This is a genomic window from Paenirhizobium naphthalenivorans (assembly GCF_007992095.1).
GTDB classification, from domain to species: domain Bacteria; phylum Pseudomonadota; class Alphaproteobacteria; order Rhizobiales; family Rhizobiaceae; genus Allorhizobium; species Allorhizobium naphthalenivorans.
The window spans coordinates 39,140-63,132 of the sequence record NZ_BJZP01000018.1; the positions used below are offsets into that span (position 1 = coordinate 39,140).

Annotated in this window: 25 protein-coding genes, 1 tRNA gene and 1 other annotated feature; of the genes, 10 read left to right on the forward strand and 16 right to left on the reverse strand. The window is 62.2% G+C overall.

Features of this window, described 5'->3' with window-relative positions; all coding sequences use genetic code 11:
* The first annotated feature begins 99 nt into the window (after positions 1 to 99).
* The 3 genes from RNA01_RS16230 to RNA01_RS16240 all read left to right on the forward strand — a co-directional run bounded on the left by RNA01_RS16230 (position 100) and on the right by RNA01_RS16240 (position 1,908).
* Positions 100 to 768: a hypothetical protein gene (locus tag RNA01_RS16230; protein ID WP_147181262.1), complete on the forward strand. Its 669-nt coding sequence runs from the start codon at positions 100 to 102 to the stop codon at positions 766 to 768.
* Positions 769 to 851: 83 nt separating this feature from the next.
* Positions 852 to 1,403, forward strand: a complete 552-nt coding sequence (gene hpt, locus RNA01_RS16235) for a hypoxanthine phosphoribosyltransferase (protein WP_147181263.1) — start codon at positions 852 to 854, stop codon at positions 1,401 to 1,403.
* A gap of 145 nt (positions 1,404 to 1,548) precedes the next feature.
* Positions 1,549 to 1,908, forward strand: a complete 360-nt coding sequence (locus tag RNA01_RS16240) for a response regulator (protein WP_147181264.1) — start codon at positions 1,549 to 1,551, stop codon at positions 1,906 to 1,908.
* A 37-nt stretch (positions 1,909 to 1,945) separates the two neighbouring features.
* On the opposite strand, the gene RNA01_RS16245 is transcribed toward RNA01_RS16240, so the two are convergent.
* The 4 genes from RNA01_RS16245 to argH all read right to left on the reverse strand — a co-directional run bounded on the left by RNA01_RS16245 (position 1,946) and on the right by argH (position 7,731).
* Positions 1,946 to 4,573 carry a TIGR02302 family protein gene (locus RNA01_RS16245; RefSeq protein WP_147181265.1) on the reverse strand — a complete coding sequence of 876 codons (2,628 nt, stop codon included), beginning with the start codon at positions 4,571 to 4,573 and terminating at the stop codon, positions 1,946 to 1,948.
* A 172-nt stretch (positions 4,574 to 4,745) separates the two neighbouring features.
* Positions 4,746 to 6,014 (reverse strand): diaminopimelate decarboxylase, encoded by a 1,269-nt coding sequence (gene lysA / locus RNA01_RS16250; protein ID WP_147181266.1) that lies wholly within the window; start codon positions 6,012 to 6,014, stop codon positions 4,746 to 4,748.
* A gap of 13 nt (positions 6,015 to 6,027) precedes the next feature.
* The gene (lptM, locus tag RNA01_RS16255) at positions 6,028 to 6,231 is read right to left on the reverse strand and encodes an LPS translocon maturation chaperone LptM (RefSeq protein WP_147181267.1); all 204 of its coding nucleotides are present in this window, start codon (positions 6,229 to 6,231) and stop codon (positions 6,028 to 6,030) included.
* Between the two features lie 96 nt (positions 6,232 to 6,327).
* Positions 6,328 to 7,731 carry an argininosuccinate lyase gene (gene argH, locus RNA01_RS16260; protein ID WP_147181268.1) on the reverse strand — a complete coding sequence of 468 codons (1,404 nt, stop codon included), beginning with the start codon at positions 7,729 to 7,731 and terminating at the stop codon, positions 6,328 to 6,330.
* A 24-nt stretch (positions 7,732 to 7,755) separates the two neighbouring features.
* On the opposite strand from argH, the gene tlpA reads away from it, so the two are divergent.
* A complete protein-coding gene (gene tlpA, locus RNA01_RS16265; RefSeq protein WP_147181269.1) occupies positions 7,756 to 8,418 on the forward strand; it encodes a thiol:disulfide interchange protein TlpA in 663 nt (220 codons plus the stop codon).
* A 92-nt stretch (positions 8,419 to 8,510) separates the two neighbouring features.
* Positions 8,511 to 8,566 (forward strand) — a sequence feature (sul1 is cis-regulatory element that is thought to sense ions involved in sulfur or methionine metabolism; They are found in Alphaproteobacteria).
* 64 nt (positions 8,567 to 8,630) lie between these two features.
* Positions 8,631 to 10,124, forward strand: coding sequence for a SulP family inorganic anion transporter (locus RNA01_RS16270; RefSeq protein WP_147181270.1), 1,494 nt, complete (start codon positions 8,631 to 8,633; stop codon positions 10,122 to 10,124).
* Between the two features lie 31 nt (positions 10,125 to 10,155).
* On the opposite strand, the gene RNA01_RS16275 is transcribed toward RNA01_RS16270, so the two are convergent.
* The 7 genes from RNA01_RS16275 to RNA01_RS16305 form a co-directional block, all read right to left on the reverse strand.
* Complete coding sequence (locus tag RNA01_RS16275; RefSeq protein WP_147181271.1) at positions 10,156 to 11,037, reverse strand: 3-hydroxybutyryl-CoA dehydrogenase; 882 nt, start codon at positions 11,035 to 11,037, stop codon at positions 10,156 to 10,158.
* Between the two features lie 130 nt (positions 11,038 to 11,167).
* Positions 11,168 to 12,097 carry an electron transfer flavoprotein subunit alpha/FixB family protein gene (locus RNA01_RS16280; RefSeq protein WP_147181272.1) on the reverse strand — a complete coding sequence of 310 codons (930 nt, stop codon included), beginning with the start codon at positions 12,095 to 12,097 and terminating at the stop codon, positions 11,168 to 11,170.
* A gap of 26 nt (positions 12,098 to 12,123) precedes the next feature.
* Positions 12,124 to 12,873: an electron transfer flavoprotein subunit beta/FixA family protein gene (locus RNA01_RS16285; protein WP_147181273.1), complete on the reverse strand. Its 750-nt coding sequence runs from the start codon at positions 12,871 to 12,873 to the stop codon at positions 12,124 to 12,126.
* 182 nt (positions 12,874 to 13,055) lie between these two features.
* Positions 13,056 to 13,841, reverse strand: a complete 786-nt coding sequence (locus tag RNA01_RS16290; RefSeq protein WP_147181274.1) for a rhomboid family intramembrane serine protease — start codon at positions 13,839 to 13,841, stop codon at positions 13,056 to 13,058.
* A gap of 26 nt (positions 13,842 to 13,867) precedes the next feature.
* Positions 13,868 to 14,446, reverse strand: coding sequence for a cob(I)yrinic acid a,c-diamide adenosyltransferase (locus tag RNA01_RS16295; RefSeq protein ID WP_147181275.1), 579 nt, complete (start codon positions 14,444 to 14,446; stop codon positions 13,868 to 13,870).
* Positions 14,447 to 14,459: 13 nt separating this feature from the next.
* On the reverse strand, positions 14,460 to 14,657 hold the full coding sequence (locus RNA01_RS16300; protein ID WP_147181276.1) for a twin transmembrane helix small protein: 198 nt from the start codon (positions 14,655 to 14,657) through the stop codon (positions 14,460 to 14,462).
* Between the two features lie 28 nt (positions 14,658 to 14,685).
* Positions 14,686 to 15,519: an SDR family oxidoreductase gene (locus RNA01_RS16305; protein WP_147181277.1), complete on the reverse strand. Its 834-nt coding sequence runs from the start codon at positions 15,517 to 15,519 to the stop codon at positions 14,686 to 14,688.
* Positions 15,520 to 15,617: 98 nt separating this feature from the next.
* On the opposite strand from RNA01_RS16305, the gene RNA01_RS16310 reads away from it, so the two are divergent.
* Positions 15,618 to 16,517, forward strand: coding sequence for a YihY/virulence factor BrkB family protein (locus RNA01_RS16310; RefSeq protein WP_147181278.1), 900 nt, complete (start codon positions 15,618 to 15,620; stop codon positions 16,515 to 16,517).
* On the opposite strand, the gene gluQRS is transcribed toward RNA01_RS16310, so the two are convergent.
* The gene (gene gluQRS / locus RNA01_RS16315; protein WP_147181279.1) at positions 16,485 to 17,366 is read right to left on the reverse strand and encodes a tRNA glutamyl-Q(34) synthetase GluQRS; all 882 of its coding nucleotides are present in this window, start codon (positions 17,364 to 17,366) and stop codon (positions 16,485 to 16,487) included. The two genes, RNA01_RS16310 and gluQRS, sit on opposite strands and share 33 nt — an antisense overlap.
* 52 nt (positions 17,367 to 17,418) lie before the next feature.
* Between gluQRS and RNA01_RS16320 the strand changes: the two genes are divergently transcribed.
* Both RNA01_RS16320 and RNA01_RS16325 read left to right on the forward strand, forming a co-directional pair.
* On the forward strand, positions 17,419 to 18,066 hold the full coding sequence (locus RNA01_RS16320) for a DNA-3-methyladenine glycosylase family protein (RefSeq protein ID WP_147181280.1): 648 nt from the start codon (positions 17,419 to 17,421) through the stop codon (positions 18,064 to 18,066).
* A gap of 97 nt (positions 18,067 to 18,163) precedes the next feature.
* Complete coding sequence (locus tag RNA01_RS16325; protein ID WP_147181281.1) at positions 18,164 to 18,721, forward strand: HNH endonuclease; 558 nt, start codon at positions 18,164 to 18,166, stop codon at positions 18,719 to 18,721.
* Positions 18,722 to 18,748: 27 nt separating this feature from the next.
* Here the strand turns inward: RNA01_RS16325 and RNA01_RS16330 are convergent, their stop codons facing one another.
* Together RNA01_RS16330 and RNA01_RS16335 are read right to left on the reverse strand one after the other, a co-directional pair.
* A complete protein-coding gene (locus RNA01_RS16330) occupies positions 18,749 to 19,264 on the reverse strand; it encodes a disulfide bond formation protein B (protein WP_147181282.1) in 516 nt (171 codons plus the stop codon).
* Between the two features lie 13 nt (positions 19,265 to 19,277).
* Positions 19,278 to 19,859 (reverse strand): YqaA family protein, encoded by a 582-nt coding sequence (locus tag RNA01_RS16335; protein ID WP_147181283.1) that lies wholly within the window; start codon positions 19,857 to 19,859, stop codon positions 19,278 to 19,280.
* A 191-nt stretch (positions 19,860 to 20,050) separates the two neighbouring features.
* Between RNA01_RS16335 and RNA01_RS16340 the strand changes: the two genes are divergently transcribed.
* A tRNA-Leu gene (locus RNA01_RS16340) sits at positions 20,051 to 20,135 on the forward strand.
* A gap of 252 nt (positions 20,136 to 20,387) precedes the next feature.
* Here RNA01_RS16340 and RNA01_RS16345 read toward each other — a convergent pair.
* Complete coding sequence (locus RNA01_RS16345; protein WP_147181284.1) at positions 20,388 to 20,831, reverse strand: hypothetical protein; 444 nt, start codon at positions 20,829 to 20,831, stop codon at positions 20,388 to 20,390.
* A gap of 233 nt (positions 20,832 to 21,064) precedes the next feature.
* Here RNA01_RS16345 and RNA01_RS16350 point away from each other — a divergent pair, with 233 nt between their 5' ends.
* Complete coding sequence (locus tag RNA01_RS16350) at positions 21,065 to 22,702, forward strand: AMP-binding protein (RefSeq protein WP_147181285.1); 1,638 nt, start codon at positions 21,065 to 21,067, stop codon at positions 22,700 to 22,702.
* Positions 22,703 to 22,715: 13 nt separating this feature from the next.
* Here RNA01_RS16350 and RNA01_RS16355 read toward each other — a convergent pair whose 3' ends face one another.
* The gene (locus RNA01_RS16355) at positions 22,716 to 23,993 is read right to left on the reverse strand and encodes a GNAT family N-acetyltransferase (RefSeq protein ID WP_147181286.1); all 1,278 of its coding nucleotides are present in this window, start codon (positions 23,991 to 23,993) and stop codon (positions 22,716 to 22,718) included.

Here is a 23,993-nt window from a genome sequence, read left to right on the forward strand (position 1 = left end):
TTTCCGAAACATTAACCATTTGAATTTACGTCTGGAGGGGATTCGTTTCAATGCCCAGATTTGGCCGGTCTGTGGGTGCACGCGAGAGGTGCCGGAAAGATGAACGCATTCCGCTCTAGACGGCCCCCGGCTCAGCCGGAGATCGACCTTCTGCCGCCGGAGCGTCCGCGGCGGCCCTTGAGATCCGGCCTCCATGCAGCTGCCGACGTGGTTGATGCGCACTATGTTGCAGTCGATGACGCGCCGCGCCGCGCGCAGGCCAGCGGTGGTTTGAACGATAACCGCCGGCGCGCGCCTGCCGAACGCCGGGCTTTCGACACCAGCCACTGGGTCGGCCTTGCCGGCGGCTCGTTGCGCAGCACAGAGAGGGTCCTGCAAACCTTTTCCGAGCGAGGCTTTGCCTTGTTCGTCGCGCTCGCCTTCGTCGTCACTTTCGCCTTCGCCGGACTGATCGTGCGTGCGCCGGATGCGGAAGCGTATGTCCGTCCGCTCGACATCACTCATGTCAGCCTGACCCCGCGCGACGCCGACGGCATGCGTATTCTTCAGGTCAATGCCATCATCGAGAACCGCAGCGCGGCGAGGAGCCATGTTCCGAAGCTGCGAGCGGATCTGATCGCCGGTGGCCAGATCATTGCCAGCACTTATATCGCCACGCCGGTCGACGAGATCGATGCCGGACACAGTCGCGGCATCACGGCGCGTTTGCTGCATCCCGGTGGAAAAACGCCGGAACTCCGGCTTTCCTTCGAGGAAACGGGTGCCTGACGCAGCCGACTGTGCTATCGGCCACAACTTTCCAGGGCCGGCATTTGCGATCGGCCATGCAGCAGCGCTCAAAGGAGTAGGCCATGCCCGTCGTCCGCGGAAAGAATATCGAACCGCTCTATACCGCGTCGCAGATCAACGAGCGTAACCACCAGCTTGCCGCCGAGATTGCCAAGGGACCGTCGCGCGACCTTCTGGTAATCGCGGTGCTCAAAGGTTCGTTCGTCTTCGCCGCTGATCTCATCCGCGCCCTGCACGATGTCGGGTTGGCGCCGGAGGTGGAGTTCATCACCCTGTCCAGCTATGGCGCGGGCACGGTCTCGCAAGGGGTCAGGATCGTCAAGGACATCGATAGCGACGTGCATGGTCGTGACGTACTCCTGATTGACGACATCCTCGAATCCGGACGCACGCTCAAGTTCGCCAAGGAACTGCTCTATGAGCGCGGCGCCTCCAATGTCTCCCTGGCCGTCCTGCTGGATAAAAAAGTGAAGCGCCAGGAACAGCTTGAGGCGGATTATGTGGGCTTCGAGTGTCCCGATTATTTTGTCGTCGGCTATGGCATGGATGTCGCTTACGCCTTTCGGGAGTTGCCTTTCGTCGGCGTCGTCACCGGCGATGCGACGGACGCCTGAGGCGCGGCACCGGGCGAAGTCTCGCCCCGCGCCGAAGACCGGTTGTTAACCATGGAAGCCGCCCATCCTCGTTTCGTTTACCTATCGCAAAGGAAACTCTGGTGATTTCGCTCCTGGCAATGAATGGACCGGGAGCAAATCGATCATGGCGAGAATTCTCATTACCGAAGACGAGGATTCGTTACGCTCCTTTGTGGCGCGCGCGCTCCGTCTTGACGGTCACGAGACGTACGAGGCCGCCGACGGTGCCGAAGGTCTGGAACGTCTTGAGGAGGGAGCTTTCGACTTGCTGCTTTCCGATATACGGATGCCCGTCATGGACGGCATCGAACTGGCGCACCGAGCGGCTTCGTCTTTTCCCGATCTCAAGATCCTGCTGATGACTGGTTATGCCGAACAGCGCGAGCGGGCCGACGACCTTGCCGCGAAGATCATCGATGTCGTGCCGAAACCTTTCGCTCTTCCGGAAATCCGCGAGGCGGTCGCCAAGGCGCTTGCCAGCTGACGCAGCGGTCTCTGCCTCTGCGCGTCCTCGGTCCGGCCTACTGGATGTCGAGCAGCCGTTCGAGATAGCGGCGCTCCAGTTCGGGGCCGCCATTGTCGCCGAGCTTCTTGCGGATCGCTTCAAGGATTTCCCGTGCTCGTTGCACGTCGATCTCATCGGGCACATTGACCCGCTCGCCGAAGTCCGGGCCTGACGTGGCGCGCGGGCGACCCAGCGGATCGCGGCCGTTCTGTCCACTTTGCTGCTGTCCCTGCTGGCCGCGCATCGCCTGTGTCATCTGGTTCATCATGTCGCGCGCACCTTGGCGCAGAGCTTCGAGCGCCTTGCCCTGACCTTCCACCGCCCGGTCGCCCTGGCTCTGGCCCAGCGCCTCGCCGGCGCCACGCATTTCCCGCTTGGCCTGACCGAAGCTCTCGCCGGGCTTGACGCCGAGATCGCTCAATCCCTTCTCCAGCTCGCCCAGTTTCTTGCCGAGCGCGTCCTGCTGGGCACGCAGGTTTTTCAGCGCCTCGCGTAGTTCGTCGGCCGTCATCCGGTCGGTGGGAGAGCCCTGTTGTCCTCGCTGATCCTGATCGCCGTTCTGGCCTTGGGGTGGCCGGTCAAGGAATTCGCCGTCCTCGCCGTAACCGGGATCGCCGCGTTGCATGCGATCCTTCAACGCCTGATCGAGGCGGAAGGTCTCGTCCATCAGCTTCTGCTGGTCCTGCATGACTTCGCCTAGCTTGTCGATCTGCTGGCGTGCCTGGCTGTTCTCCTGCTGCTGGCCGCCGCGTTGCGGCCGGCCGGCCTGCAGGTTGTTCATCATGCGCTGTAGCTCGGATAGCATCTGGCGGGCCGCGTCACGATTGCCGGAACGGGCCAGATTTTCGATCTGGTTCATCATGTTTTCCAGGTCGCGCTGGCGCAGCATGTTCTGCGCTGACGGCTGCTGGCCCTCGGCATTCGGCTGGCGCTCCGCCATGGCGTCGATGAAGCCCTGCATAGCGGCGCGCAATTCGTCCATCAGCTTCTTGATCTCTTCGTCGGGCGCATTGCGCTCTAGCGCGTCGGCGAGCGCTTGCTGAGCGTCTCTCAGCTTGCGTTCTGCGAGCGATATGTCGCCGCCGTCGATGCCGAGCGCGATCTCCCAGAGATAGTCGGCGGTATCCTTCAGCTGTTCCGTCGAGCGGGCGAGTTTCATCCGTGCCTGCGCCGACTGGATCAGCAGATAGTGCGTCATGTTAGGAATTGTCTCGTCGGCACGCAGCGATAGCGCCTCGTTGAGGGCGATAGCTTGGCGTAGCTCGCGAATGTCGAGGGCGAAGACCTGGCGCTCCTCGGCTACGGCCGCCGCCAGCGGTTCGATGAAGGCGCGGGCGGGTAACACCATGTCATACGGCTGGCTGCGCCCCGTCTGTCCCGCGCCGTCGGTTGCGACGAGCGTGATCCTGACCTTGCGGCCGGACAGCGGATGTTCGGTGATGTTGCGGCTCGACAGGCCTTTTGCGTCACGGGCATTGTGACGCGGCAGGTCGAGCTTGTACTCTGGCAGGGCATAAAGTGGAATGGCATCCGCCTTTTCTGCCAGTGGTTCGATCTCGGCGTAGGCCTTGGCGAGTCCGTAATCGTCCTTCGCTTTGAAACCGATCTCGAGCGCGCCGTTGGCGCTGCGGCGCGGTAGTCCGTCGAAGGTGATTTCCGGTGCCTTGTCTGGAACAACGTCGATTGCCCATTGTCGACCGCCGACTAGAAGCGTGCCGCTGGTTTCGAGCTGCCATTCGTGGACACCGGCCGCGGATGTGGCGGGCTTGGTTTTGCCATCCGGCGGCAGGCCACCTTGAGCAGTAGCTGCCGCGTTCCTGGCGATGTCGATCACCGTGCCATCGTCCGCCCGGCGAAACAGCACTTTTTCGTCGGCGGTGCCGCCGCTGATCCTAACGGTTGCCAGCGCGTTCTGCGGCACGCGCGCGTTGCCGGGCGATGTGGCGGTTGCGTTTCCGTCAGGCTGACCGTCGCGGCCCGAAAGGAACACCGGCGCTTGCCCGGTATAGGCGGGCGGGGTGATCCAGGCGTCGATCCTGAGGCCAGGCGTCTCGCTGGTCGTTGGCTGCTGGCGAAAGGCGTCTGAAATCACGCCGGCGCCGTTCGAGCCGGAATAGGCAAGAGCTGTAACGAACAGCAGAGCGGGAACGGCGCGCAGGGCATGGCGGTCGAAGCGGGCGATGTCGGGTCGCGGCAGGCCGGCGTCGAGGGCAGCGATCGTCTCGGCCATACGACGTTGGTGCTCGACCCACAGGGCGCGGGCGAAGGGGGTGTCGAAGGCCGGTTCGTCGTCTTGCACTGCGACAGGCTGGTGGGCGAGGTGATTGCGCTCCTCAAGCAGTCGGTCGGCCTCCTCACCGGCCGGCCAGCGCAGCCGGGCAAAGGGCAGGAGGCTTGCGACGACGCCGAAGGTGAGGACGAAGACGAGGCCAAGGCGGATAAGATCCGGTAATTGGCGATAGACGCCCAGCCAAGCGAGGGAGACGAAGATTGCGGCGATGCCGGCCAGCGGCAGGAAGAGTGGCAGCAACCGTTCGGCAAACAGAACGAGACGGGCGAGGAATCGCTTGACCGCCACCCGCCGCGCCAGCGCTGGATCGGTGCCAAATGCACCTGTTCTCTTGCCGCCGGGCTGAAGGGGCATGCCTCGGGTCTCCGTTTTTCCCGCAAGCCGCATCCTGCGCGACAAGGCGTGGGCGTGCTAGCCTCGAGCTGAAAGGATAGCATTGTTTATGGCGAAGACGAGGGCGCAGGACCGATCCGGTACGCTTTTTCCCCGGGCCGTTGAAAATTGAACGATGCCCGGGGTGTGGCGATCAGTCCAGCCAGGCCGGTACCGAATCGAGCGCGATCATGTCCTCATAGCTCGGGCGCGGGCGAATCACGTGGAATTCGTCGCCTTTGACCAGCACTTCGGGGACCAGGCGACGGCTGTTGTAGGTGCCTGCCTGCACAGCGCCATAGGCTCCGGCCGATCCGACCGACAGCAGGTCGCCGGGCCTGGGCATGGCCATTTCGCGGTCGAGCGCCAGATAGTCGCCAGTCTCGCAGACCGGACCGACGACATCGGCGCGAATGCGCGGTGCGCTGGCGGCTGAAATCACCACCGGGCGGATCTCGTGATACGCCTCGTAGAGCGTCGGGCGGATCAGGTCGTTCATCGCCGCGTCGACGATGACGAAGGTCTTGTTGCCGCCGTCCTTCACGTAAATCACCTCGGTTACCAGAATGCCGGCATTGCCGACGATCAGGCGGCCGGGCTCCACGATGATCTTGCAGTTTAGGCCAGCCAGTTGCTCCAACACCATCTTGGCGTAGACTTCGGGTTCCGGCGGCGGGTTGTTGTCATCCTTGTAGGGGATACCGAGGCCGCCGCCGATGTCGACATGGTCGATCGCGTGGCCGTCGCCGCGCAGCGCCTCGACCAGTTCGCGCAACAGCTTGAAGGCGTCCTCGAAGGGTTGCATCTCGGTGATCTGGCTGCCGATATGCATGTCGATGCCACTGACCTTGATACCGGGAAGATCCGCCGCGCGGGCGTAGACGGCGCGGGCACGGTCGAAGGAAATGCCGAACTTGTTTTCCTTCTTGCCGGTGGAGATCTTGGCGTGGGTCTTGGCGTCGACGTCCGGATTGACGCGGAATGAGACGTGCGCCTTGCAGCCGGCCTTCTCCGCTCGCTGGTTGAGTACTTCCAATTCTGGCTCGGATTCGACGTTGAAGCAGTAGATGCCCGCCTCAAGCGCCAAGTCCATCTCGTGGACGGTCTTGCCGACGCCGGAGAACACGATGCGGTTTGCCGGAATGCCGGCGGCCAGCGCCCGGCGCAGTTCGCCTTCGGAAACAACGTCCATCCCTGCGCCAAGCCTGGCCAGCGTCTTCAGCACAGCCTGGTTCGAATTGGCCTTCATCGCGTAGCAGACCATCGAGTCGACGCTGGAGAAGGCCTGGGAAAACACCTTGTAGTGCCGCTCCAGCGTCGCCGTCGAATAGCAGTAGAAGGGTGTGCCGACGGCTTTGGCGATCTCGGGTACGGAGACATCTTCGGCATAGAGTACGCCGTCGCGATAGTCGAAGTGGTTCACGGGCTTTGACCTGTCAGAGAAGGGGGTCGAGGACGAAGGGCTTGTCCGGCACGGTCTGTTTGACCGGTTTTTCGCCGGGGGCTTGCAGCTTGTTCTGCTGTTCGACCGGCATGCTTGGCGGATCAAGGTCGGCCTTGCGGCCGCAGCCGGTCAGCACAAGGGTGGCCATCGCCAGGAGACCGGCTGCCATTGTCGCACGGGAAAGCGTCTTCACCATCACCTATCCACCGAAAATCTTGTCCCCTTAGCCTCTAGCGAAAATCGGGGCGCTTGTGCACCCTCATTCTCGTGATGGCTTGCGAAAGGATCGTGATCAGTTGCGGGCCCGCCACCAGGCGATCTGCTTTTTGACTTCCGAAGGTGCAGTGCCGCCGAAGCTCTTGCGGCTGGCGACGGAGGCCTCGACGGTCAGCACATCGAAAATACCCGCAGTGATCGCCGGATTGATCGACTGCAACTCTTCCAGCGTGAGGTCCGACAGGTCGCAGGCCTTGGCTTCGGCCATGGCAACCGCCTTGCCGGTCGCATGATGCGCGTCGCGGAAGGGCAGGCCGGCTTCCCGGACGAGCCAGTCGGCGAGATCGGTTGCGGTCGAGTAGCCGGAACCGGCCGCCGCCTTCATCTTGTCGGCGCGAATGGTCATGTCGCTGACCATGCCAGTCATCGCGGCGATCGCCAGTTCCAGGCTCTCTGCGGAATCGAAGACCTGTTCCTTGTCTTCCTGCATGTCCTTGGAATAGGCGAGCGGCAAGCCCTTCATCACCGTCAGCAGCGCCACCAGCGAGCCGTTGATCCGTCCGGTCTTGGCACGCACCAGTTCGGCGGCATCCGGGTTCTTTTTCTGCGGCATGATCGATGAGCCGGTCGAAAAGGCGTCCGAAAGGCGGATGAAGCCGAATTGCGGCGTCGACCAGATGACGATCTCCTCGGCGAGCCGCGACAGATGCGTGGCGCAGATCGACGCGATCGACAGGAACTCCAGCGCGAAGTCGCGGTCGGACACGGTGTCGATCGAGTTGCGGGTCGGCTCGCGGAAGCCAAGCGCCCTGGCGGTCATCTGGCGGTCGATGGGAAAGCCGGTGCCGGCAAGGGCGGCTGCACCGATCGGGCTTTCGTCCATATGCTCAATCGCATGGCGAACGCGCTGGCGGTCACGACCGAACATTTCGACATAGGCCATGCAGTGGTGCCCGAAGGTGACCGGCTGGGCGGTCTGCAGGTGGGTGAAGCCGGGCATGACGGTTTCTGCGTGTTCCTCAGCGCGATCAAGGAAGGCGGCGATCAGGGTGGTCAGTGATGCCTCGACCTTTTGCAGTTCTTCTTTGACCCAGAGGCGGAAGTCGAGCGCAACTTGGTCGTTGCGCGAGCGTGCGGTGTGCAGGCGTCCTGCGGCCGGGCCGATCAGCTCGGCCAGACGCGCCTCGATGTTCATGTGGATGTCTTCGAGCTTGCGTGAGAAGGTGAAACGGCCCTCCTCGATCTCTGACAGGATCGTGTTCAATCCGTGAACGATCTTGTCTTTGTCTTCGGCTGATATAATGCCTTGATGCGCGAGCATAGTCGCATGCGCGATTGAGCCGCGGATATCCTGGGCATAAAGCTTCTTGTCGAAACCGATCGAGGCATTTATCTCCTCCATGATGGCCGAAGGCCCTGAAGCGAAGCGACCGCCCCACATCTGGTTGGAGGATTTCATGTTCTTGGTGTCCTCGGCCATGCCTTGCCCATCCTGGAGACTGCGATGACAGAAAAAAGACCGCTCGGACTTCCTTCCGCCAAGCTCGTTGCGTTTGCGGCGGTCGCCGGGATCGTTGCCGGCGCGGCAGCGGTATACGTGAAGCAGGCCGGGTCTGGCAATGGCGGCGATACAGCCGATGTCGGGCAGTGCGCCGCTTCTGTCGAAAAAGCGACTTCGCTCAAGCCCTTCACCACCGGCGAGGTCGCGGCCATGGTCGCGGCGACCCAGCCGCGCGTCATCGGCGGTCTCTCGTTCAAGGATCAGGGGGACAAGGATCTGACGCTTGCCGATTTCTCCGGCAAGACCATACTTCTCAATCTCTGGGCGACCTGGTGTGTGCCGTGCCGGGAAGAAATGCCGGCGCTCAACGCGCTGCAGAAGGCTCACGGCAACGACCGGTTCCAGGTGCTTGCAATCAACATTGACACCGGGGCGTCCGACAAGCCGAAGGCGTTTCTCGACGAGATAGGCGTCGATGCCCTTGGGCTCTATCGCGACGCCAGCATGGGTGTGTTCAATTCGATGAAGCGGGAAGGGCTCGCCTTTGGTTTGCCGGCCACACTGCTGATCGACGACAAGGGTTGCCTGCTCGGCGCGATGAACGGTCCCGCCGCCTGGGATGGCAAGGACGCTTCGGCGCTGATCAAGGCCGCCGTCGGCGGTTGAACCCTCCCGGCCCGTCTTGTCTTCGGCGTTGCCGCTTGTGGACTGCGACAACTTGCCATAGGCCTAAGGTCCGGCTATGAAGAGCCCAATCACTTGGACCCGGTGAAAATCCGGGTGGCTCTTCCGGCCGCCGATCCGCCGGACAACCCACGAGACTTGAAGCCTTTTGGCCGGCGCCTCCCACCGGCCCTTCAGATTTGCGGGAAATTCTCATGTTCTCCACTTTCGATCTTGCCCGATACCGGGCGGAATGGTTCGGCAATGTCCGCGCCGATCTTCTTTCCGGCCTCGTCGTGGCGCTCGCCCTTATTCCGGAAGCCATCGCATTCTCCATTATCGCTGGTGTTGACCCGAAAGTCGGCCTTTATGCCTCCTTCTCGATCGCGGTCCTGATCGCCTTCGTCGGCGGGCGCTCCGGCATGATCTCGGCCGCGACCGCCGCGACCGCCGTGTTGATGACGCCGCTCGTCAAGCAGTATGGGCTGGAGTACCTGCTGGCGGCCACCGTGCTGGCGGGTGTCATTCAGATCGCCGCCGGCTTTCTGAAACTCGGAATGGTCATGCGCTTCGTGTCGAGATCGGTGATGACCGGCTTCGTCAATGCTCTGGCGATCCTGATTTTCATGGCGCAATTGCCCGAACTCATCGGCGTTACGCCGGTAACCTATGTGCTGGTCGCTGTCGCCCTCGCCATCATCTACATCCTGCCGCGGTTCACTCGCGCCGTTCCCTCGCCGCTGGTGGCGATCATCGGCTTGACGGCGGTGGCGATCTATTTCGGCATCGATGTCCGCACGGTGTCCGACATGGGCGAGCTTCCCTCCGCCTTCCCTACGTTTCATCTGCCGATGGTGCCGTTCACCCTTGAGACGCTTCGGATCATCGCCCCCTATTCGTTGGGGGTTGCGGTCGTTGGTCTGCTGGAGTCCTTGATGACGGCGCAGTTGATCGATGACATCACCGATACGCGCAGTAACCGTCACCAGGAATCGATTGGTCAGGGTATCGCCAACGGCGTGACCGGCTTCATCGGCGGCATGGCCGGCTGCGCGATGATTGGCCAGTCGATGATTAATATTCGCAGCGGTGGGCGTGGGCGCCTGTCGACCTTCGCGGCTGGTGTGTTGTTGCTGATTCTTTGCGTGGTGCTTGGTGATTGGGTCAGTCTCATTCCCATGCCGGCCCTGGTCGCGGTGATGATCATGGTGTCGGTCGGCACGTTCAGCTGGAAATCGATCGACAACCTGCGCCACCATCCGGGCTCGTCGTCGATCGTCATGCTGGCGACCGTCGTCACTGTGGTCGGCACGCACAATCTGGCGATCGGCGTTCTGGTCGGCGTACTGCTCTCGGGCATTTTCTTCGCTTGGAAGATCTCGAAGATCTTCGATGTGTCATCGGATCTCTCGGCTGATGGGCGTACCCGGACCTACCGGGTCGGAGGACAGTTGTTCTTTGCCTCTGTCGAGGATTTCAGCCAGTCTTTCGACTTTCACGAATTCCTCGACAAGGTGGTGATCGATGTCAGTCAGGCACATATCTGGGATATTTCCAGCGTTGCGGCGCTTGACTCCGTCGTGCTGAAGTTCCGTCGCCGCGGCGCGGATGTCGAGCTCGTCGGCTTCAACGAGGCGAGTCGGACAATTGTCGACCGGTTGGGCACCCATGACCGGCCTGATGTGGCGGATCCATCGACGGCGCACTGAGGCGTCCGTTGTGTTCTCCGGCGCGCTGGCCTCAGCGCGTCGGGATCGGCACTTCGCCGCGATAGTCGTAGAAGCCGCGTCCGGCCTTGCGGCCGAGCCAGCCGGCCTCGACATATTTGACCAGTAGCGGACAGGGGCGATACTTGCTGTCAGACAGGCCGTCGTGCAGCACCTGCATGATCGACAGGCAGGTGTCGAGGCCGATGAAGTCGGCCAGCTGCAACGGACCCATCGGATGGTTGGCGCCGAGTCGCATCGCCGTGTCGATCGCCTCGACCGAGCCGACGCCCTCATAGAGCGTGTAGATCGCCTCATTGATCATTGGCAGCAGGATGCGGTTGACGATAAAGGCGGGGAAGTCCTCGGCGACGGTGATCGTCTTGTCGAGGGATTTGACGAAGGTTTTCGCCGTGTCGAAGGTGGTTTCGTCGGTGGCGATACCGCGCACCAGCTCGACCAGTTTCATCACCGGCACCGGGTTCATGAAATGGATGCCCATGAATCGTTCCGGCCGGTCGGTCGCGGCGGCGAGCCGGGTGATGGAGAGTGAAGAGGTGTTCGTGGCGAGCAGGGCTTCCGGTTTCAGCACCGGACACAGCTGGGCGAAGATCTTGCGCTTGACCGTCTCGTCCTCGGTCGCTGCCTCGACCACCAGATCCATTGGCGCCATGTCATTGATGTCGGCGGTGCCGCTGATGCGCGATAGCGCGGCCTTGCGGTCGTCGTCGGAGAGCTTGCCGTTCGTTACCTGGCGAGCAAGATTGCCGTTGATGGTGGCGAGGCCCGCCTCGATCCGATCCTTCGACAGGTCGTAGATCGTCACCTTGTAGCCGGCGAGTGCTGCGACATGGGCGATACCGCAGCCCATTTGACCCGCGCCCACGATCCCGACATTGCTGATAACCGTCTCCATTGCGCTCTCCTCGCCACTCCGCAGTCTTACTTTACAAAAATGCCGGGCCAACGGAAGCCGGCCCGGCAAATTGATAGACCCGAAAGGGTCGTTTTTCCAGTCACTTTCGCGGTTGCGAAAGGAGCGTGCCTCAGAGCGCCTTTTCGAGTTCCGGCAGGGCCTCGAAGAGATCGGCGACGAGGCCGTAGTCGGCGACCTGGAAGATCGGTGCCTCTTCGTCCTTGTTGATCGCGACGATGACCTTGGAGTCCTTCATTCCGGCGAGGTGCTGGATCGCGCCGGAGATGCCGCAGGCGATATAGAGCTGCGGTGCCACGACCTTGCCGGTCTGGCCGACCTGCCAGTCGTTCGGGGCGTAGCCAGCATCGACGGCGGCGCGCGAGGCGCCAACGGCGGCGCCGAGCTTGTCGGCGACCGGCAGGATCACTTCGTTGAACTTCTCGGCGGAGCCGAGCGCACGTCCGCCCGAGATGATGATCTTGGCTGAGGTCAGTTCCGGACGGTCAGAAGTTGACAGCGCGTCGCTGACGAAGGTGGAGACGCCGGGGTTGGCGGCGGCCGAGATGGCCTCGACGGTCGCCGAGCCACCTTCACCAGCAGCGGCGAAGGATGCCGTGCGCACCGTGATGACCTTCTTGGCGTCGGTCGACTGGACGGTCTGGATGGCGTTGCCGGCGTAGATCGGACGCTTGAAGGTGTCGGCGGCGACGATCTCGATGATTTCCGAAACCTGCATGACATCAAGCAGTGCTGCAACGCGCGGCATGACGTTCTTGGCCGAGGAGGTCGCGGCGGCGATGATGGTGTCATAGGCACCGGCCAGCGAAACGATCAGGGCCGCGAGCGGTTCGGCGAGGTCGTTGGCAAGGCTGGCGTCGTCGGCAAGCAGCACTTTGGAAACGCCCGAGAGCCTGGCAGCGGCGTCAGCCGCGGCCTTGGCGCCCGCACCTGCGACCAGCACATGAATGTCGCCACCGATCTGGGCGGCGGCCGTCAGCGCCTTGGCGGTCTGGTCGGAAAGGGTCGTATTGTCGTGTTCTGCCAGAAGAAGAATGGCCATATCTTTTGTCTCCTATCCCGATCCGATTAAAGCACGCCGGCTTCGTTCTTGAGTTTGTCGACCAGTTCGGCCACCGACTTGACCTTGACGCCTGCCTTACGACCGCCGGGCTCCTCGGTCTTCAGCACCTTGAGGCGGGCGGTGGTGTCGACGCCGAGGTCCGCTGGGGTCTTCTTGTCGAGCGGCTTCTTCTTGGCCTTCATGATATTCGGCAGCGAAGCATAGCGCGGCTCGTTGAGGCGCAGGTCGGTGGTGATGATCGCCGGGAGCTTGACGTCGATGGTCTGCAGGCCGCCGTCCACTTCGCGCGTGACGGTCGCCTTGTCGGCGCCGAGTTCAACCTTCGATGCGAAGGTCGCCTGACCCCAACCGAGCAGGGCGGCGAGCATCTGGCCGGTCTGGTTCGAGTCGTCGTCGATCGCCTGCTTGCCGGTGATGACGAGGCCCGGGGCTTCCGCCTCGATCACGCCCTTCAGCAACTTGGCGACAGCGAGTGGCTCGACAGCGTCGTCGGTCTCAACCAGCACGGCGCGGTCGGCGCCCATGGCAAGCGCGGTACGCAGGGTTTCTTCGGCTTTGGCCGGTCCAATCGAAACGACGACAACCTCTTCGGCCTTGCCGGCTTCCTTCAGCCGCAAGGCCTCTTCGACAGCGATTTCGTCGAACGGGTTCATCGACATCTTGACATTGGCCAGCTCGACGCCGGTCCCGTCGGCCTTTACGCGGATCTTCACGTTGTAGTCCACGACCCGCTTAACGGTCACGAGTATCTTCATGGTTTCCTTCCTTCACTGCTCCCGCGGGAAAATGCGCCCGAAAGCGGTCCGCCGATTGTCGAATGGCGACATCGATACGCATTTTTCATCCAATTACAACGCTCCTGCGAAGGGCGTTACGCTTTTGCCGCAGGAATAATTGACGCTTACGTGCGCGTCAATATTCGTTCCTGGAAATTCCATCAGCGGCCCCAGTGAATCGGGCCTTTTGTCTCGGCCGCTGCTGGCAGGACAGCGCGTGGAGCGGGCTCGAGGTGGTGGTGGACGGCGACCGGGGTGACGATCGTCCGATCGAACAGCGGCACCCCGCGCCGGCGCATGACGAGCACCAGCAGGGCACCGGCAAGGATGCCGCCGACATGGGCGCCCCAGGAGACGGTGCTCTCGCCATCGGTGGCGAGCATGACGAATTGCTGGCCGATCCAGAACAGCAGTGGCACGAAAGCCGGTAACGGCAAGGGAAAACGAAACAACACCAGCACCCAGACCCGCACCTTCGGATGCAGCATGAGATAGGCGGACACCACGCCGGAAACGGCACCTGAAGCGCCGATCAGCGGGGCTTGCGACAGCGGTGTGACGAAGCCGTGGAAAAGCGCACCGGCGGCCGCACAGGCGAGGTAGAAAACGAGGAAGCGCAGGTGGCCGAGCGCATCCTCAACATTGTCGCCGAATACCCAGAGGAACAGCATATTGGAGCCGAGATGAAACGCGTCCACATGCAGAAAGGAATAGGTAAGATAGGTCGCATCCGGCGGCACGATGACCAGAGACGGATCGAGCACGGCGTTGTCGAACGCCACGGCCGGAATGAAGCCAAGCCCTAAGACATTGGCCTCTGCGACTGATTCCGGGGTCAGAAAAACCGTGAGTGCGAAGGTGATGATATTGGCGACTATGAGCCCGAAGGTCACGTATTGTCGCCGGATATGCCTGAGGGCATTGCGGTCGTGCAGCGGAATGAACACTTGCGCCCCCTTGGCCTAGCGGCTGCTCAACGGTTCTTGCCCGGCACCCAGAGAATATCGGCCTTGCCGCAGTCATTGGCGAAGCGGGCGGCAACGAAGAGGAAGTCGGACAGGCGATTGATGTACTTCAGCGCCGGTTCATTGATCGTTTCACCCTCGAAGCGTGACAGTTCGACCATGATCCGCTCGGCGCGACGCGCGACTGTGCGAGCCAGATGCAGATGCGCGGCGGCTGGCGATCCGCCGGGCAGGATAAAGGATTTCAGCGGGTTGAGATCGGCATTGAGCTGGTCGATCTCGGTTTCGATGCGCGTTACCTGCGCTTCGATGACCCGCAGGGGTTCGTAAGTCAGCGCTTCTCCCGTCTCCGGTGCGGCGAGATCCGCGCCAAGGTCGAACAGGTCGTTCTGGATGCGCAGCAACATAGCATCGAGTTCCGGCATCTCGGCGGTGTGCAGCCGGGCGACACCGATTGTCGAGTTGGTTTCGTCGATCGTGCCGTAGGCGTCGACGCGCAAGTCGTGCTTCAGTCGGCGAGGGCCAGTGACAAGCGCGGTTGTGCCGTCGTCTCCGGTGCGGGTGTAGATCTTGTTGAGCCTGACCATTTCTAGCCCCTTCTTAGCGGCCGCCGCCGGTCAGCCACAGCGTCAGCATGATGAGCGCGATTGCCACCGCCTGCAGCACTAAGCGCATTTGCATGAGCTTGTTGGACGTGTTGCCGCTGCCGCCCTTCAACATGTTGAACAGTCCCCGGATGAGGACGAGGACCACAAGCCCCATGACGATCAGGGTGAGCACGGTGGTGAAGGTGGACATCGTTTATGTCTGCTTTCTCGATAAGGGGTCAATCCAGCTTCCGCATCAGCCGATAGAAGAGATCGGCCGGTAGGAGTCGCTTCAGCAGGATGCCCCGCCGGGCTGGTACGGTTACGGGATAATGTGGGCGGGGGCGGGGGGCGGTCAAGGCATGTTTCAGCACTTTGTAGACGGCCTCGGGGCCGAGCTTGTAGCGGTTGACCGGGCCGGTGCCGTCGAGCCGGGCCAGTTGGCGCTTGTACTCCTCGGAATGGGCGGAGTTCTCGAGATCGACGTTTGCCTCGATCATCTTCAGTGCATTGGCGGTGAAACGGCTTTCGATCGGGCCGGGCTCGATCAGGCTGACATGGATGCCGGAGCCTTGGAGTTCCATGCGCAGCGTGACGCTCAGGCCTTCGAGCGCATATTTGGAGGCGGTATAGGCCCCGCGATAGCGGTAGGGCAGCAGCCCGAGGATAGACGAGCACTGGACAATTCGTCCTTCGCCCCTTGTTCGCATCAGCGGGATCACCCGACGGGTCAGTTCGTGCCAACCGAAGAAATTCGCCTCGAACTGGCGGCGCAGCACGTCGGTCGACAGATCCTCGACAGCGCCCGGCTGGCCGTAGGCGCCGTTGTTGAACAGCGCATCGATCCGACCGCCGGTCCGCTCGGCAACGGCCTCGACCAGTGCGGCGATACTGCCTTCATCGGTATAGTCCATTTGCAACGTCTCGATACCATCGGCCTCGAGCGGTAAACGGTTGTCCGGCCGCCTCACTGTGGCGAAGACGCGCCACCCGTCGGTGGCGAGCGCCCTTGCGCAATGGGCGCCGATCCCGGTCGAGCAGCCGGTGACGATGATGGTCGGGCGTTCGGTCATCGATTGTTTCCTGTACAAACAGGTCCGGTTTCCCATATTCGTTCGCGGGTGACAATCGGTCCGTCGAACACGTGGCCCGCCGAATGCAAGGAGATGGAATGCCGGCGTTCTTGCGCATGCTCTACAAGGTCGGCTTCGACGCGCTCAAGCATTTCGCCGAGGACGACGGCTGGGCGATGGCAAGCCATGTGGCGCTATCCGCGCTGCTTGCCGTCTTCCCCTTCCTGATCTTCGGAACGGCGCTGGCGAGTTTTCTTGGCGCAGACAGCTTTGCCGAAACCGCGGTGCATCTGATCTTCGACACCTGGCCGGAGGCGATCGCCAAGCCCTTGTCTGATCAGGTGGTCGAGGTGTTGACCATTCCGCGTGGCGGCCTGCTCACCGTTTCGGTGCTGGCCGCGGCCTATTTCGCCTCGAACGGAGTGGAAGCACTGCGCGCGTCGCTGAACCGCGCCTACCGCGTCACCGAGACGCGCCCGTGGTACATCACACGTCTCGTCAGTTTCGCTTATGTGATCGGTGCGGTCATCGCGCTCGCCGCCATAAGCGCGCTGCTGGTCGTTGTGCCGGTGGCACTTGCCTTTGCGGAGAAATGGTTCCCGTTTCTCGAGGACTTCCTTGCCACTGTGTCCAACTGGCGTGTCTACGGCACGCTCGCCGTTCTCATCTTCGGACTGGTGGCTTTTCATCTCGGTCTGCCGGATGGCCATCGCCGGTTCCGTGACGTCATTCCGGGCGTGCTCCTCACGCTTGTTCTCTGGCTGGCAGGTGCGCTGATCTTCGCCTATTACCTCGCGAGCTTCGCCAACTATGCGGCGACCTATGCGGGTCTCGCTTCGATTATGGTCGTGCTGGTTTTTCTCTATATGATCGGGGCGATCTTCATCATCGGTGCGGAATTCAATGCAGCGCTGTTGAAGTTCGAGGTGCTCAGCGGCAAGGGAGGCGAGAGTGTGCCGTCTGCCTCACAATCCGACAAGTCGACGGATGTCGGCTGACGTCTGGCCGTGCCGACGCAGCTCCTGAAGGCCGGTATCCCCTTCGCTCTTCGACAGTTTGCGCCCGTCGGGTCCGAGGATCAGGCGGTGATGATGATAGATCGGCGCTGGCAGGCCCAGCAGCGTCTGCAACAATCGGTGCACCGAGGTCGCATGGAAAAGGTCGAGCCCGCGAACGACATGGGTGATCCCCTGGCCAGCATCATCGACCGTGACCGACAAATGATAGCTCGACGGCGCATCGGAGCGCCACAGGACCACGTCCCCCCAGTCCTGCGGATCGGCGGCAATCTCGCCGGTATCGCCGTCGCCAGTTTCCGTCCAGTACAAGGGTTTGCCGCATTGTTTGATCGCCCGGCCCATGTCGAGACGCCAGGCGTGGCGGGAGCCGGCTTCCATCCGCTTTCGTCGCTCGTCGCCGGTCAAGACGCGATCGACCGGCGGATAGAGCGGCGCGCCGTCGGGGTCACGCGGCCAGGGAGACCCGTTTGCCTCTTGCCGTGCGACATGCGCCTTGACCTCGCCGCGCGTCATGAAGGCCGGATAAGCGAGGTCCCGTTCGATCAGGCTGTCGAGGGCCGTGCGATAATCGCCGAGATGATCCGATTGCCGGCGCACCGGGCGTTCCCAGTCAAGCCCGAGCCAGTCGAGGTCCTGGTAGATCGCCTGTTCGAATTCGGGTGTGCAGCGGGTGAGATCGATGTCCTCCATGCGCAGCAGGAAGCGACCGCCGAGCGCTTTGGCCATGTCGGCGTTCAGGAGGGCCGAGAGCGCGTGGCCGAGATGAAGCAGGCCGTTCGGGCTTGGCGCAAAACGCAACGCCGGTCTTTGACGGGTGGGCGGGATCATGCTTCCATCTCGCACGAAATGCGGATTGTCGAAAGAGCGGGATGAGGCTGAAATGATCATCACCACTGCGGACCATGTGGCGCTCGGGCTCTTGCAGCTCGTTGCGATCGATCCACGCCTCGAGCCGCTCGCCCATCGCCATGCGCCACTGCCGCTACGACTTACCGAACCCGGCTTTGCCGGGCTCGCCCACATCATCGTCTCGCAGATGGTGTCGCGCGCCAGCGCCGAGGCGATCTGGAGCCGCATTCTTGAGGCAACGGGCGAGGCTCCTAGCGCGCAAACCTATCTGGCGCTCGATGCCGCCGTCGTCGCCGGTCTCGGCCTGTCGCGCGCCAAGGCATCCACGCTGGAGGGTGTCGCTCGCGCAGTCGCCTCTAATGCTCTCGACCTTTCCGTCATCTCGAGCCTTGACGCCGATGAGGCGATCACCCGGCTGACGGCGCTCAAGGGCATCGGTCTGTGGACGGCGGAGGTCTATCTGATGTTCTGCTGTGGTCATCCCGACGTCTTTCCCGCCGGCGACGTGGCGCTTCGTGCCGCCGTCGGCGACGCCTTCGGCCATGAGGCTCGCCCCGACATTCGGACGGTGGCGGAGCTTGCCGAGGCGTGGCGGCCCTGGCGGTCGATCGCGGCGCGGCTTTTCTGGGCGTACTATGCCGCTCGCACCGGCCGGGAGGCCGCTCCCGCGGGAGCCTGAGGTGCCCGAATGGTCGGCTTTGAAAGGGGGGCTTCACAAGGCTGTCATAACGGACCTAATATAAAAGGGTAGGTGCCGAATCGATCAGGAGAATGCCTTGACGATTGCAGTCTCACCCCAGTCCTTGCCGGCGCTCGTCTTGAATGCCGACTACAGGCCGCTGAGTTACTATCCCTTGTCGTTGTGGTCCTGGCAGGACGCGATCAAGGCGGTCTTCCTTGACCGTGTGAACATTATCGCCGAATACGACCACTCCGTCTGTTCGCCGAGCTTTTCCATGCGGCTGCCGAGCGTCGTCAGCCTCAAGACCTATGTGCAGCCGACCCGCAATCCGGCGTTCACCCGCTTCAATGTCTTCCTGCGCGACAGGTTCCAGTGTCAGTATTGCAGCTCTGACGAGGATCTGACCTTCGATCATGTGATCCCGCGGGCGCATGGTGGCGAGACGACCTGGGAGAATGTCGTGGCGGCCTGCTCGCCCTGCAATCTGCGCAAGGGCAGCAAACTGCCGAAACAGGCGCAGATGTTCCCGCATCAGAAGCCCTATCGCCCGACCGTGCAGGACCTGCACAACAACGGACGGCTATTCCCCCCCAATCACTTGCATGAGAGCTGGGTCGACTATCTCTACTGGGATTCCGAACTGCAGCCGTGAGGAACTGCTCGGGCCGATCGTGCGCGGCTACGCCGGACGTTTGCGGAATGTTGCCCACAGTGCGATGGCGGCCAACGCCGCGCTGGTCAGCACGTTCCAACCGGCAAAGGACAGTCCGAGCACGCGCAGCGTGGCGTCGGTGCAGGACGGTGCCTTGGTCGAATTCAGCGCTTCCAGCACATTGACCGGCGCTTCCGCACTCGTTGCGCCGATCGTGCAGCTGGCGGGACCTTCCCAGAACTTCCACTCGACACCGGCGTGATAGGTGCCGAGCCCTATGCTGACGATCATAAGGACGGCGATGACGGCGATCAGGCCGCGCGTGACGATCGGCGGCAGCTTGAACAGTGACGACAACACGGCCAGCGCGCCGACGCCGACGCCGATATAGTAAGGATTGCGCTGCAACAGGCAGAGCGCACAGGGAATATATCCGCCGATATGCTCGAAGCCGAGCGCCGAGCCGACGACCACCGCCATGCCAAGCGTGAGGACTGCGGCGACAGTGGTATCGGATTTCAGGAGGGCGTCTGGAAGGTTCATTGTCTCGCTCTCGTCAGAATACGAACTTGATCAGGTAGAAGCCGCCGATGAGCAGCACTATGAACAGGGTGAAAAGAAGGCTGAGATATTTCTCGATGAAGATCCGGATCGGCTCTCCATAGTGTCCAAGCAGCCAGGAGACGAGGAAGAAGCGTGCGGCTCTGCCGACGATGCTGACCACGGTGAAGACGAAGAAATTGAGGCCGGTCGCTCCGGAAAAAATCGTCAGAACCTTGTAGGGAAAGGGCGTTACGGCAGCGAAAAGCACGCCCCAGCCACCCCATTTGTTATACCAGGCGACCACCTGCTCGAAGGCGTCCTCCTTGCCGTAGAAGGCGAGGATCGGCCGGCCGACGGTTTCGTAGAGGAACATACCGATCGCATAACCAAGGAAGGCGCCGAGCACCGAGGCAATCGTGCAAATCAGCGCCAGCCTGATCCAGTTTGCCGGCTTGGCGAGTGTCATGGGAATCAGCAGCACATCCGGCGGAATCGGGAAAAACGAGCTTTCGGCGAAGGAGACGCCGAACAGCGCTTTTTCGGCGTGACGCGTTCCCGCCAGTGACATGGTCCAGTTATAGAGCCGACGCAGCATGGCGTTTATCCTGATCTTTAAGGTCGAGCGGTTTTATTCAAGCGCCGCGCGACTGTAAATGGTTCACGCTGCGACGCATCATTCCGGTCGAAAAAAATCGCGTGAACGGGGATCGGGTGAAAAAGGCGGTTGACCGGGTCGGCGTGCTTCGTATAGTCCGGCGCTGTCCTACCGACATATGACGCTTCTGTGCCCCATTGGCGGAACTGGTAGACGCGCTCGACTCAAAATCGAGTTCCGAAAGGAGTGCTGGTTCGATTCCGGCATGGGGCACCATGCGATCATTTTCCCGTTCCTTGATCGATCACACGGCGATTCCCTTTGCCGTCGCTCCGCTCTTGCGTCCGGCAGCCTCGGCCGGGCATACGGTGGTCGGGCCCAGGTTCAGGCAGGAACAGATAATGTAATACCGCCGCGTTCGACGACTGAACATATGAGCGTGGCCATGTCGGGGCGGCGGCTCACGGCAGGGTGGTAGTGTCGCACCCGTCGGGCTGGGATCCAGCACCGACCGGGTCCTCAAGGCCTTCACCCCTTGGTGCTGGTCTCTTTATCCAGATGCGCCAGCAGCGTCTTTAATTCGCCGGCGCGCACCATCTGGGCCGGAGTCCGGTCGCCGAGTTCGGCGAGGTGCTGGCTGCGATACCATTTTTCCGCGGCGTCCATCGACCCCAGGTGTCTGATCACGCGCCCGAGGATCAGCCGCTTGGCTTCCGCCGCCGGCATTTCGCCGCCTTCGATGGCGGCGCCAACCTGCATCAGCGTCGATCGCATCGCCCGCTGTTTCATGGCCTGGCGGTTGGCCGCCACAGCTGGATGTACGGGCGCGAAAATATTGACCTTGGCCGTTGTCGGTCGATCCTCGACTGGCTGGTCACGTTTCGCGTTGAGCTTCTTCGGTAGCAGCCCCGCATCCACGGTCACTTGCTTGACGGGTTGAACCAGACGGGTGTTCTTGCCGGGGGATTTCATGGGATGTTCTTTGCCAACTCTATAAGGAATTCATGGTGATGCGGCGCTTCAGGGTGGGGGCGTCATGTGCTGCCTGCCAGCCTCGGCCTTCGCTGGAAGGTTAGCATGCCGCTCCAAAGGGTGTCCAGCAGCGCTCTCCGCTCTCCGTAGCCCGACCCCGTGCATTATGCGTGTCCATTGTGCAATTGCGAAATGGATGGTAGCAAAATGGCAAAGTGAAACGGAAAACCGGCATGTTTCTGCCCGAAAGCAGCTCCTACGATCGCATTTTTCGCGATTTCTCGTGGGAAATACCTGAGAACTTCAATATAGGCCGCGTCGTCAGCGACGACTGGGCAAGGCGCGATCCGGACCGCATCTGCCTTGAGCATTTCTCGGCGGACGGCAATCATCTGTCGATGACCTACGGCACACTTGCGGCCAGGTCGGCGGGATTCGCAAATTCGCTGACTGCGCTGGGCGTTCAGCCGGGCGACCGCGTCGCGCTTCTCCTGCCGCAATCGTTCGAGACGGTGATTGCCCATGTGGCAATTTACAAGATGGGCGCGGTCGCCCTGCCTCTTGCCCTGCTGTTCGGTGCCGAGGCGCTCGAATACCGACTGGTCGCTGCGAGCGCCAAGGCAATCGTCACCAATGATTTCGGTCTCTCGCGACTCGAGGAAATCCGGTCGCGCCTGCCTGCCCTTGAACACGTGATCTCGACCGCCGCCGCCGCGGGCGAGGTGCACTCCTTTGCCGCCCTGGTCGACGCCCAGCCACCGGTCTTTGCGGTCGCCGACACCGGACCCGACACGCCGGCGTTGATGATCTTTACTTCGGGCACCACCGGTCCCCCGAAGGGCGCGCTGCACGGCCACCGGGTCCTGCCTGGCCATATTCCTGGTTTCCAGATGGTGCATGATTTCCTGCCCAGGGACGGCGACAAGATGTGGACGCCATCAGACTGGGCCTGGGCGGGCGGTCTCCTCAATGCGTTGCTTCCGGCACTGATGCTCGGCGTGCCGGTCGTCTCGTCGCCGGCGCAAAAATTCGATCCCCATACGGCATTCCGAATCATGTCTGAGATGAAGGTCCGGAACGCCTTCATTCCGCCGACTGCGTTGCGCCTTCTGAAGTCGGTCGACCGGCCGCTGGAGAAATACGATCTCGTGCTTCGCAGTATCGGCTCGGCCGGGGAATCGCTCGGCCGCGAGACCTATGAATGGGTCAAGGCGACGCTCGGCATCGTGCCCAACGAATTTTACGGCCAGACCGAGTGCAATTTCGTGCTCGGCTCGGCTGCCCGTCTCGGCGTCACCAGGGCCGGTGCCATCGGACGCGCGGTTCCGGGCCATCGCGTGGCGATCATCGACGACGAGGGCCGCGAGGTCCCTTCAGGGGAGACCGGCGAGGTGGCGATCGCACGGCCCGATCCGGTGATGTTTCTCGGCTACTGGAACGACGAGGACGCGACGGCGCGCAAGTTCGTCGGCGACTGGATGAAGACCGGCGACCTCGGTCGCCAGGATGAGAACGGTTATGTGGAATTCTTCGGCCGCGACGACGACGTGATCACGTCGGCCGGTTACCGTATCGGCCCGGCCGAGATCGAGGACTGTCTAGCCGGTCATCCGGCCGTCAGACTCGCTGCGGCCGTCGGCAAACCCGATCCGCTGCGCACTGAAATCGTCAAAGCCTTCATCGTTGTCGCGGACGGTTATGTGCCCAGCCCGGCGCTTGCCGACGAGATCAGCGAGTGGGTCAAACAGCGGCTTTCCATGCACGAGTATCCGCGCGAGGTGGAGTTCATCGATGAGATGCCACTGACGACGAGCGGAAAGGTGATCCGTCGCCTGCTGCGCGATCGCGAACTCGCTATCGCTGCCGAATAGGTTCACAGCGACCCTATTCGGTGAAGCGGCGCGACAGAATCTTCTCGCGCAGGATGCGGGCAAGATTGCGGGTGTTACGGTACATGTGCAACTGGGTCGCGGCCTGGCGAACGTCGCGGTCGGCATTCGGCTTGAGGCCGATCAGCAACGTTCCCATCTCCTCGCGCTCCTTCCAGAAGCGGCTCATGATCGAATGGTCCGGCATGGTGCAACTGTCGGTGCGCTCGATATTAGGGTCGTCAAGGTGCCACTCGGTCAGATCCGCGACCAGCAGCTTGCCGGGCGAGAAGCGCGCATAGCGTTCGTCAAAGGCCGTTTTCCACGTATAGGCATCTCCAGCCATGATGAACACCACCATCGAGGCGATGGCCCGGCCGTCGAGGTCGAGTGTGTGGATGCGGACGGCGTCGACTTCCGCAAGGTTGGTGATTGCCTCGCGGGCAAAGGCGGCATGGAAACGGTCCATGACCATGGCTGAACGCTTGCGGCCCTTCCAGCCGCTCGCTTCGAGCGCGAGGAATTCTTCCATCCGCATGCGGATTTCCCCGGGTTGGCGGGCAACGTTGTAGGTGACGTAGCCCTCGCCGCCGAGCAGGCGCAACTGACGGCGCATTTCACGCAGATGAGACTTGGAGATGGTCCCTTTCAGATAGGTGACGCCATCTTCCTTACTCTCCAGCATCGGCCGGGCGAAAGTGTTGGTCACGGTCAGCGGCAAGTCGCGGCCAATCGCAACCGCCTTGATCAATTGGGCAAAGCGGCCGTTGAGGCGCAGATCCGGCAATACCAGAACACTTGGCAGCTTGGCCTCGGGGCGGGAAAGCACCTCGAGCAGATTGTCGATCGTTTCGGCGGCGTCCTCTGCGTCCACCAGCGGCGTGCCCAGCGGTCCGAACGGGTTTGACCACACGCGCAGGATCGAGGGGCCGACGGAGAACCCCGGCTTCTCGATTGAGAACGGCATCATCATCCGGACGCGACTGCGATGTTCGTTCTCATCGCGGATGACGGCGAGCCGGATCTGTCGGTCATCGAGCCGTGGCATAGCAGGCGCGAGGAAGCGCGGGGCGAAGAAGATATTGGCTTCCATCACCCGATAGGTCAGAAAGTCGAGTTCTTCCTGCAGGTCATAACCGACCCGACCCGGATAGAGGCTGAGCTGTCGTCCGGGTCGGCCGATGTCAAGACGCAAATCAGCAACGGGGCGGCCATCGGCCTCGCGTGCCCGATTGTCGGCCAGTGGGTTGGCGTTTTTGTTCGAGTTTTCATTGTAGATCGGTGGTTGCACCAT

Coding starts and splice junctions, on each gene's coding strand:
- RNA01_RS16320 (WP_147181280.1), top strand. CDS start 17,419: ATGATCATCACCACTGCGGACCATGTGGCGCTCGGGCTCTTGCAGCTC.
- RNA01_RS16245 (WP_147181265.1), bottom strand. CDS start 4,573: ATGCCCCTTCAGCCCGGCGGCAAGAGAACAGGTGCATTTGGCACCGAT.
- RNA01_RS16350 (WP_147181285.1), top strand. CDS start 21,065: ATGTTTCTGCCCGAAAGCAGCTCCTACGATCGCATTTTTCGCGATTTC.
- RNA01_RS16280 (WP_147181272.1), bottom strand. CDS start 12,097: ATGGCCATTCTTCTTCTGGCAGAACACGACAATACGACCCTTTCCGAC.
- tlpA (WP_147181269.1), top strand. CDS start 7,756: ATGACAGAAAAAAGACCGCTCGGACTTCCTTCCGCCAAGCTCGTTGCG.
- hpt (WP_147181263.1), top strand. CDS start 852: ATGCCCGTCGTCCGCGGAAAGAATATCGAACCGCTCTATACCGCGTCG.
- RNA01_RS16335 (WP_147181283.1), bottom strand. CDS start 19,859: ATGCTGCGTCGGCTCTATAACTGGACCATGTCACTGGCGGGAACGCGT.
- RNA01_RS16355 (WP_147181286.1), bottom strand. CDS start 23,993: ATGGTGCAACCACCGATCTACAATGAAAACTCGAACAAAAACGCCAAC.
- argH (WP_147181268.1), bottom strand. CDS start 7,731: ATGGCCGAGGACACCAAGAACATGAAATCCTCCAACCAGATGTGGGGC.
- RNA01_RS16270 (WP_147181270.1), top strand. CDS start 8,631: ATGTTCTCCACTTTCGATCTTGCCCGATACCGGGCGGAATGGTTCGGC.
- RNA01_RS16285 (WP_147181273.1), bottom strand. CDS start 12,873: ATGAAGATACTCGTGACCGTTAAGCGGGTCGTGGACTACAACGTGAAG.
- RNA01_RS16305 (WP_147181277.1), bottom strand. CDS start 15,519: ATGACCGAACGCCCGACCATCATCGTCACCGGCTGCTCGACCGGGATC.
- RNA01_RS16295 (WP_147181275.1), bottom strand. CDS start 14,446: ATGGTCAGGCTCAACAAGATCTACACCCGCACCGGAGACGACGGCACA.
- RNA01_RS16310 (WP_147181278.1), top strand. CDS start 15,618: ATGCCGGCGTTCTTGCGCATGCTCTACAAGGTCGGCTTCGACGCGCTC.
- lptM (WP_147181267.1), bottom strand. CDS start 6,231: ATGGTGAAGACGCTTTCCCGTGCGACAATGGCAGCCGGTCTCCTGGCG.
- RNA01_RS16240 (WP_147181264.1), top strand. CDS start 1,549: ATGGCGAGAATTCTCATTACCGAAGACGAGGATTCGTTACGCTCCTTT.
- RNA01_RS16230 (WP_147181262.1), top strand. CDS start 100: ATGAACGCATTCCGCTCTAGACGGCCCCCGGCTCAGCCGGAGATCGAC.
- RNA01_RS16345 (WP_147181284.1), bottom strand. CDS start 20,831: ATGAAATCCCCCGGCAAGAACACCCGTCTGGTTCAACCCGTCAAGCAA.
- RNA01_RS16300 (WP_147181276.1), bottom strand. CDS start 14,657: ATGTCCACCTTCACCACCGTGCTCACCCTGATCGTCATGGGGCTTGTG.
- gluQRS (WP_147181279.1), bottom strand. CDS start 17,366: ATGATCCCGCCCACCCGTCAAAGACCGGCGTTGCGTTTTGCGCCAAGC.
- RNA01_RS16330 (WP_147181282.1), bottom strand. CDS start 19,264: ATGAACCTTCCAGACGCCCTCCTGAAATCCGATACCACTGTCGCCGCA.
- RNA01_RS16275 (WP_147181271.1), bottom strand. CDS start 11,037: ATGGAGACGGTTATCAGCAATGTCGGGATCGTGGGCGCGGGTCAAATG.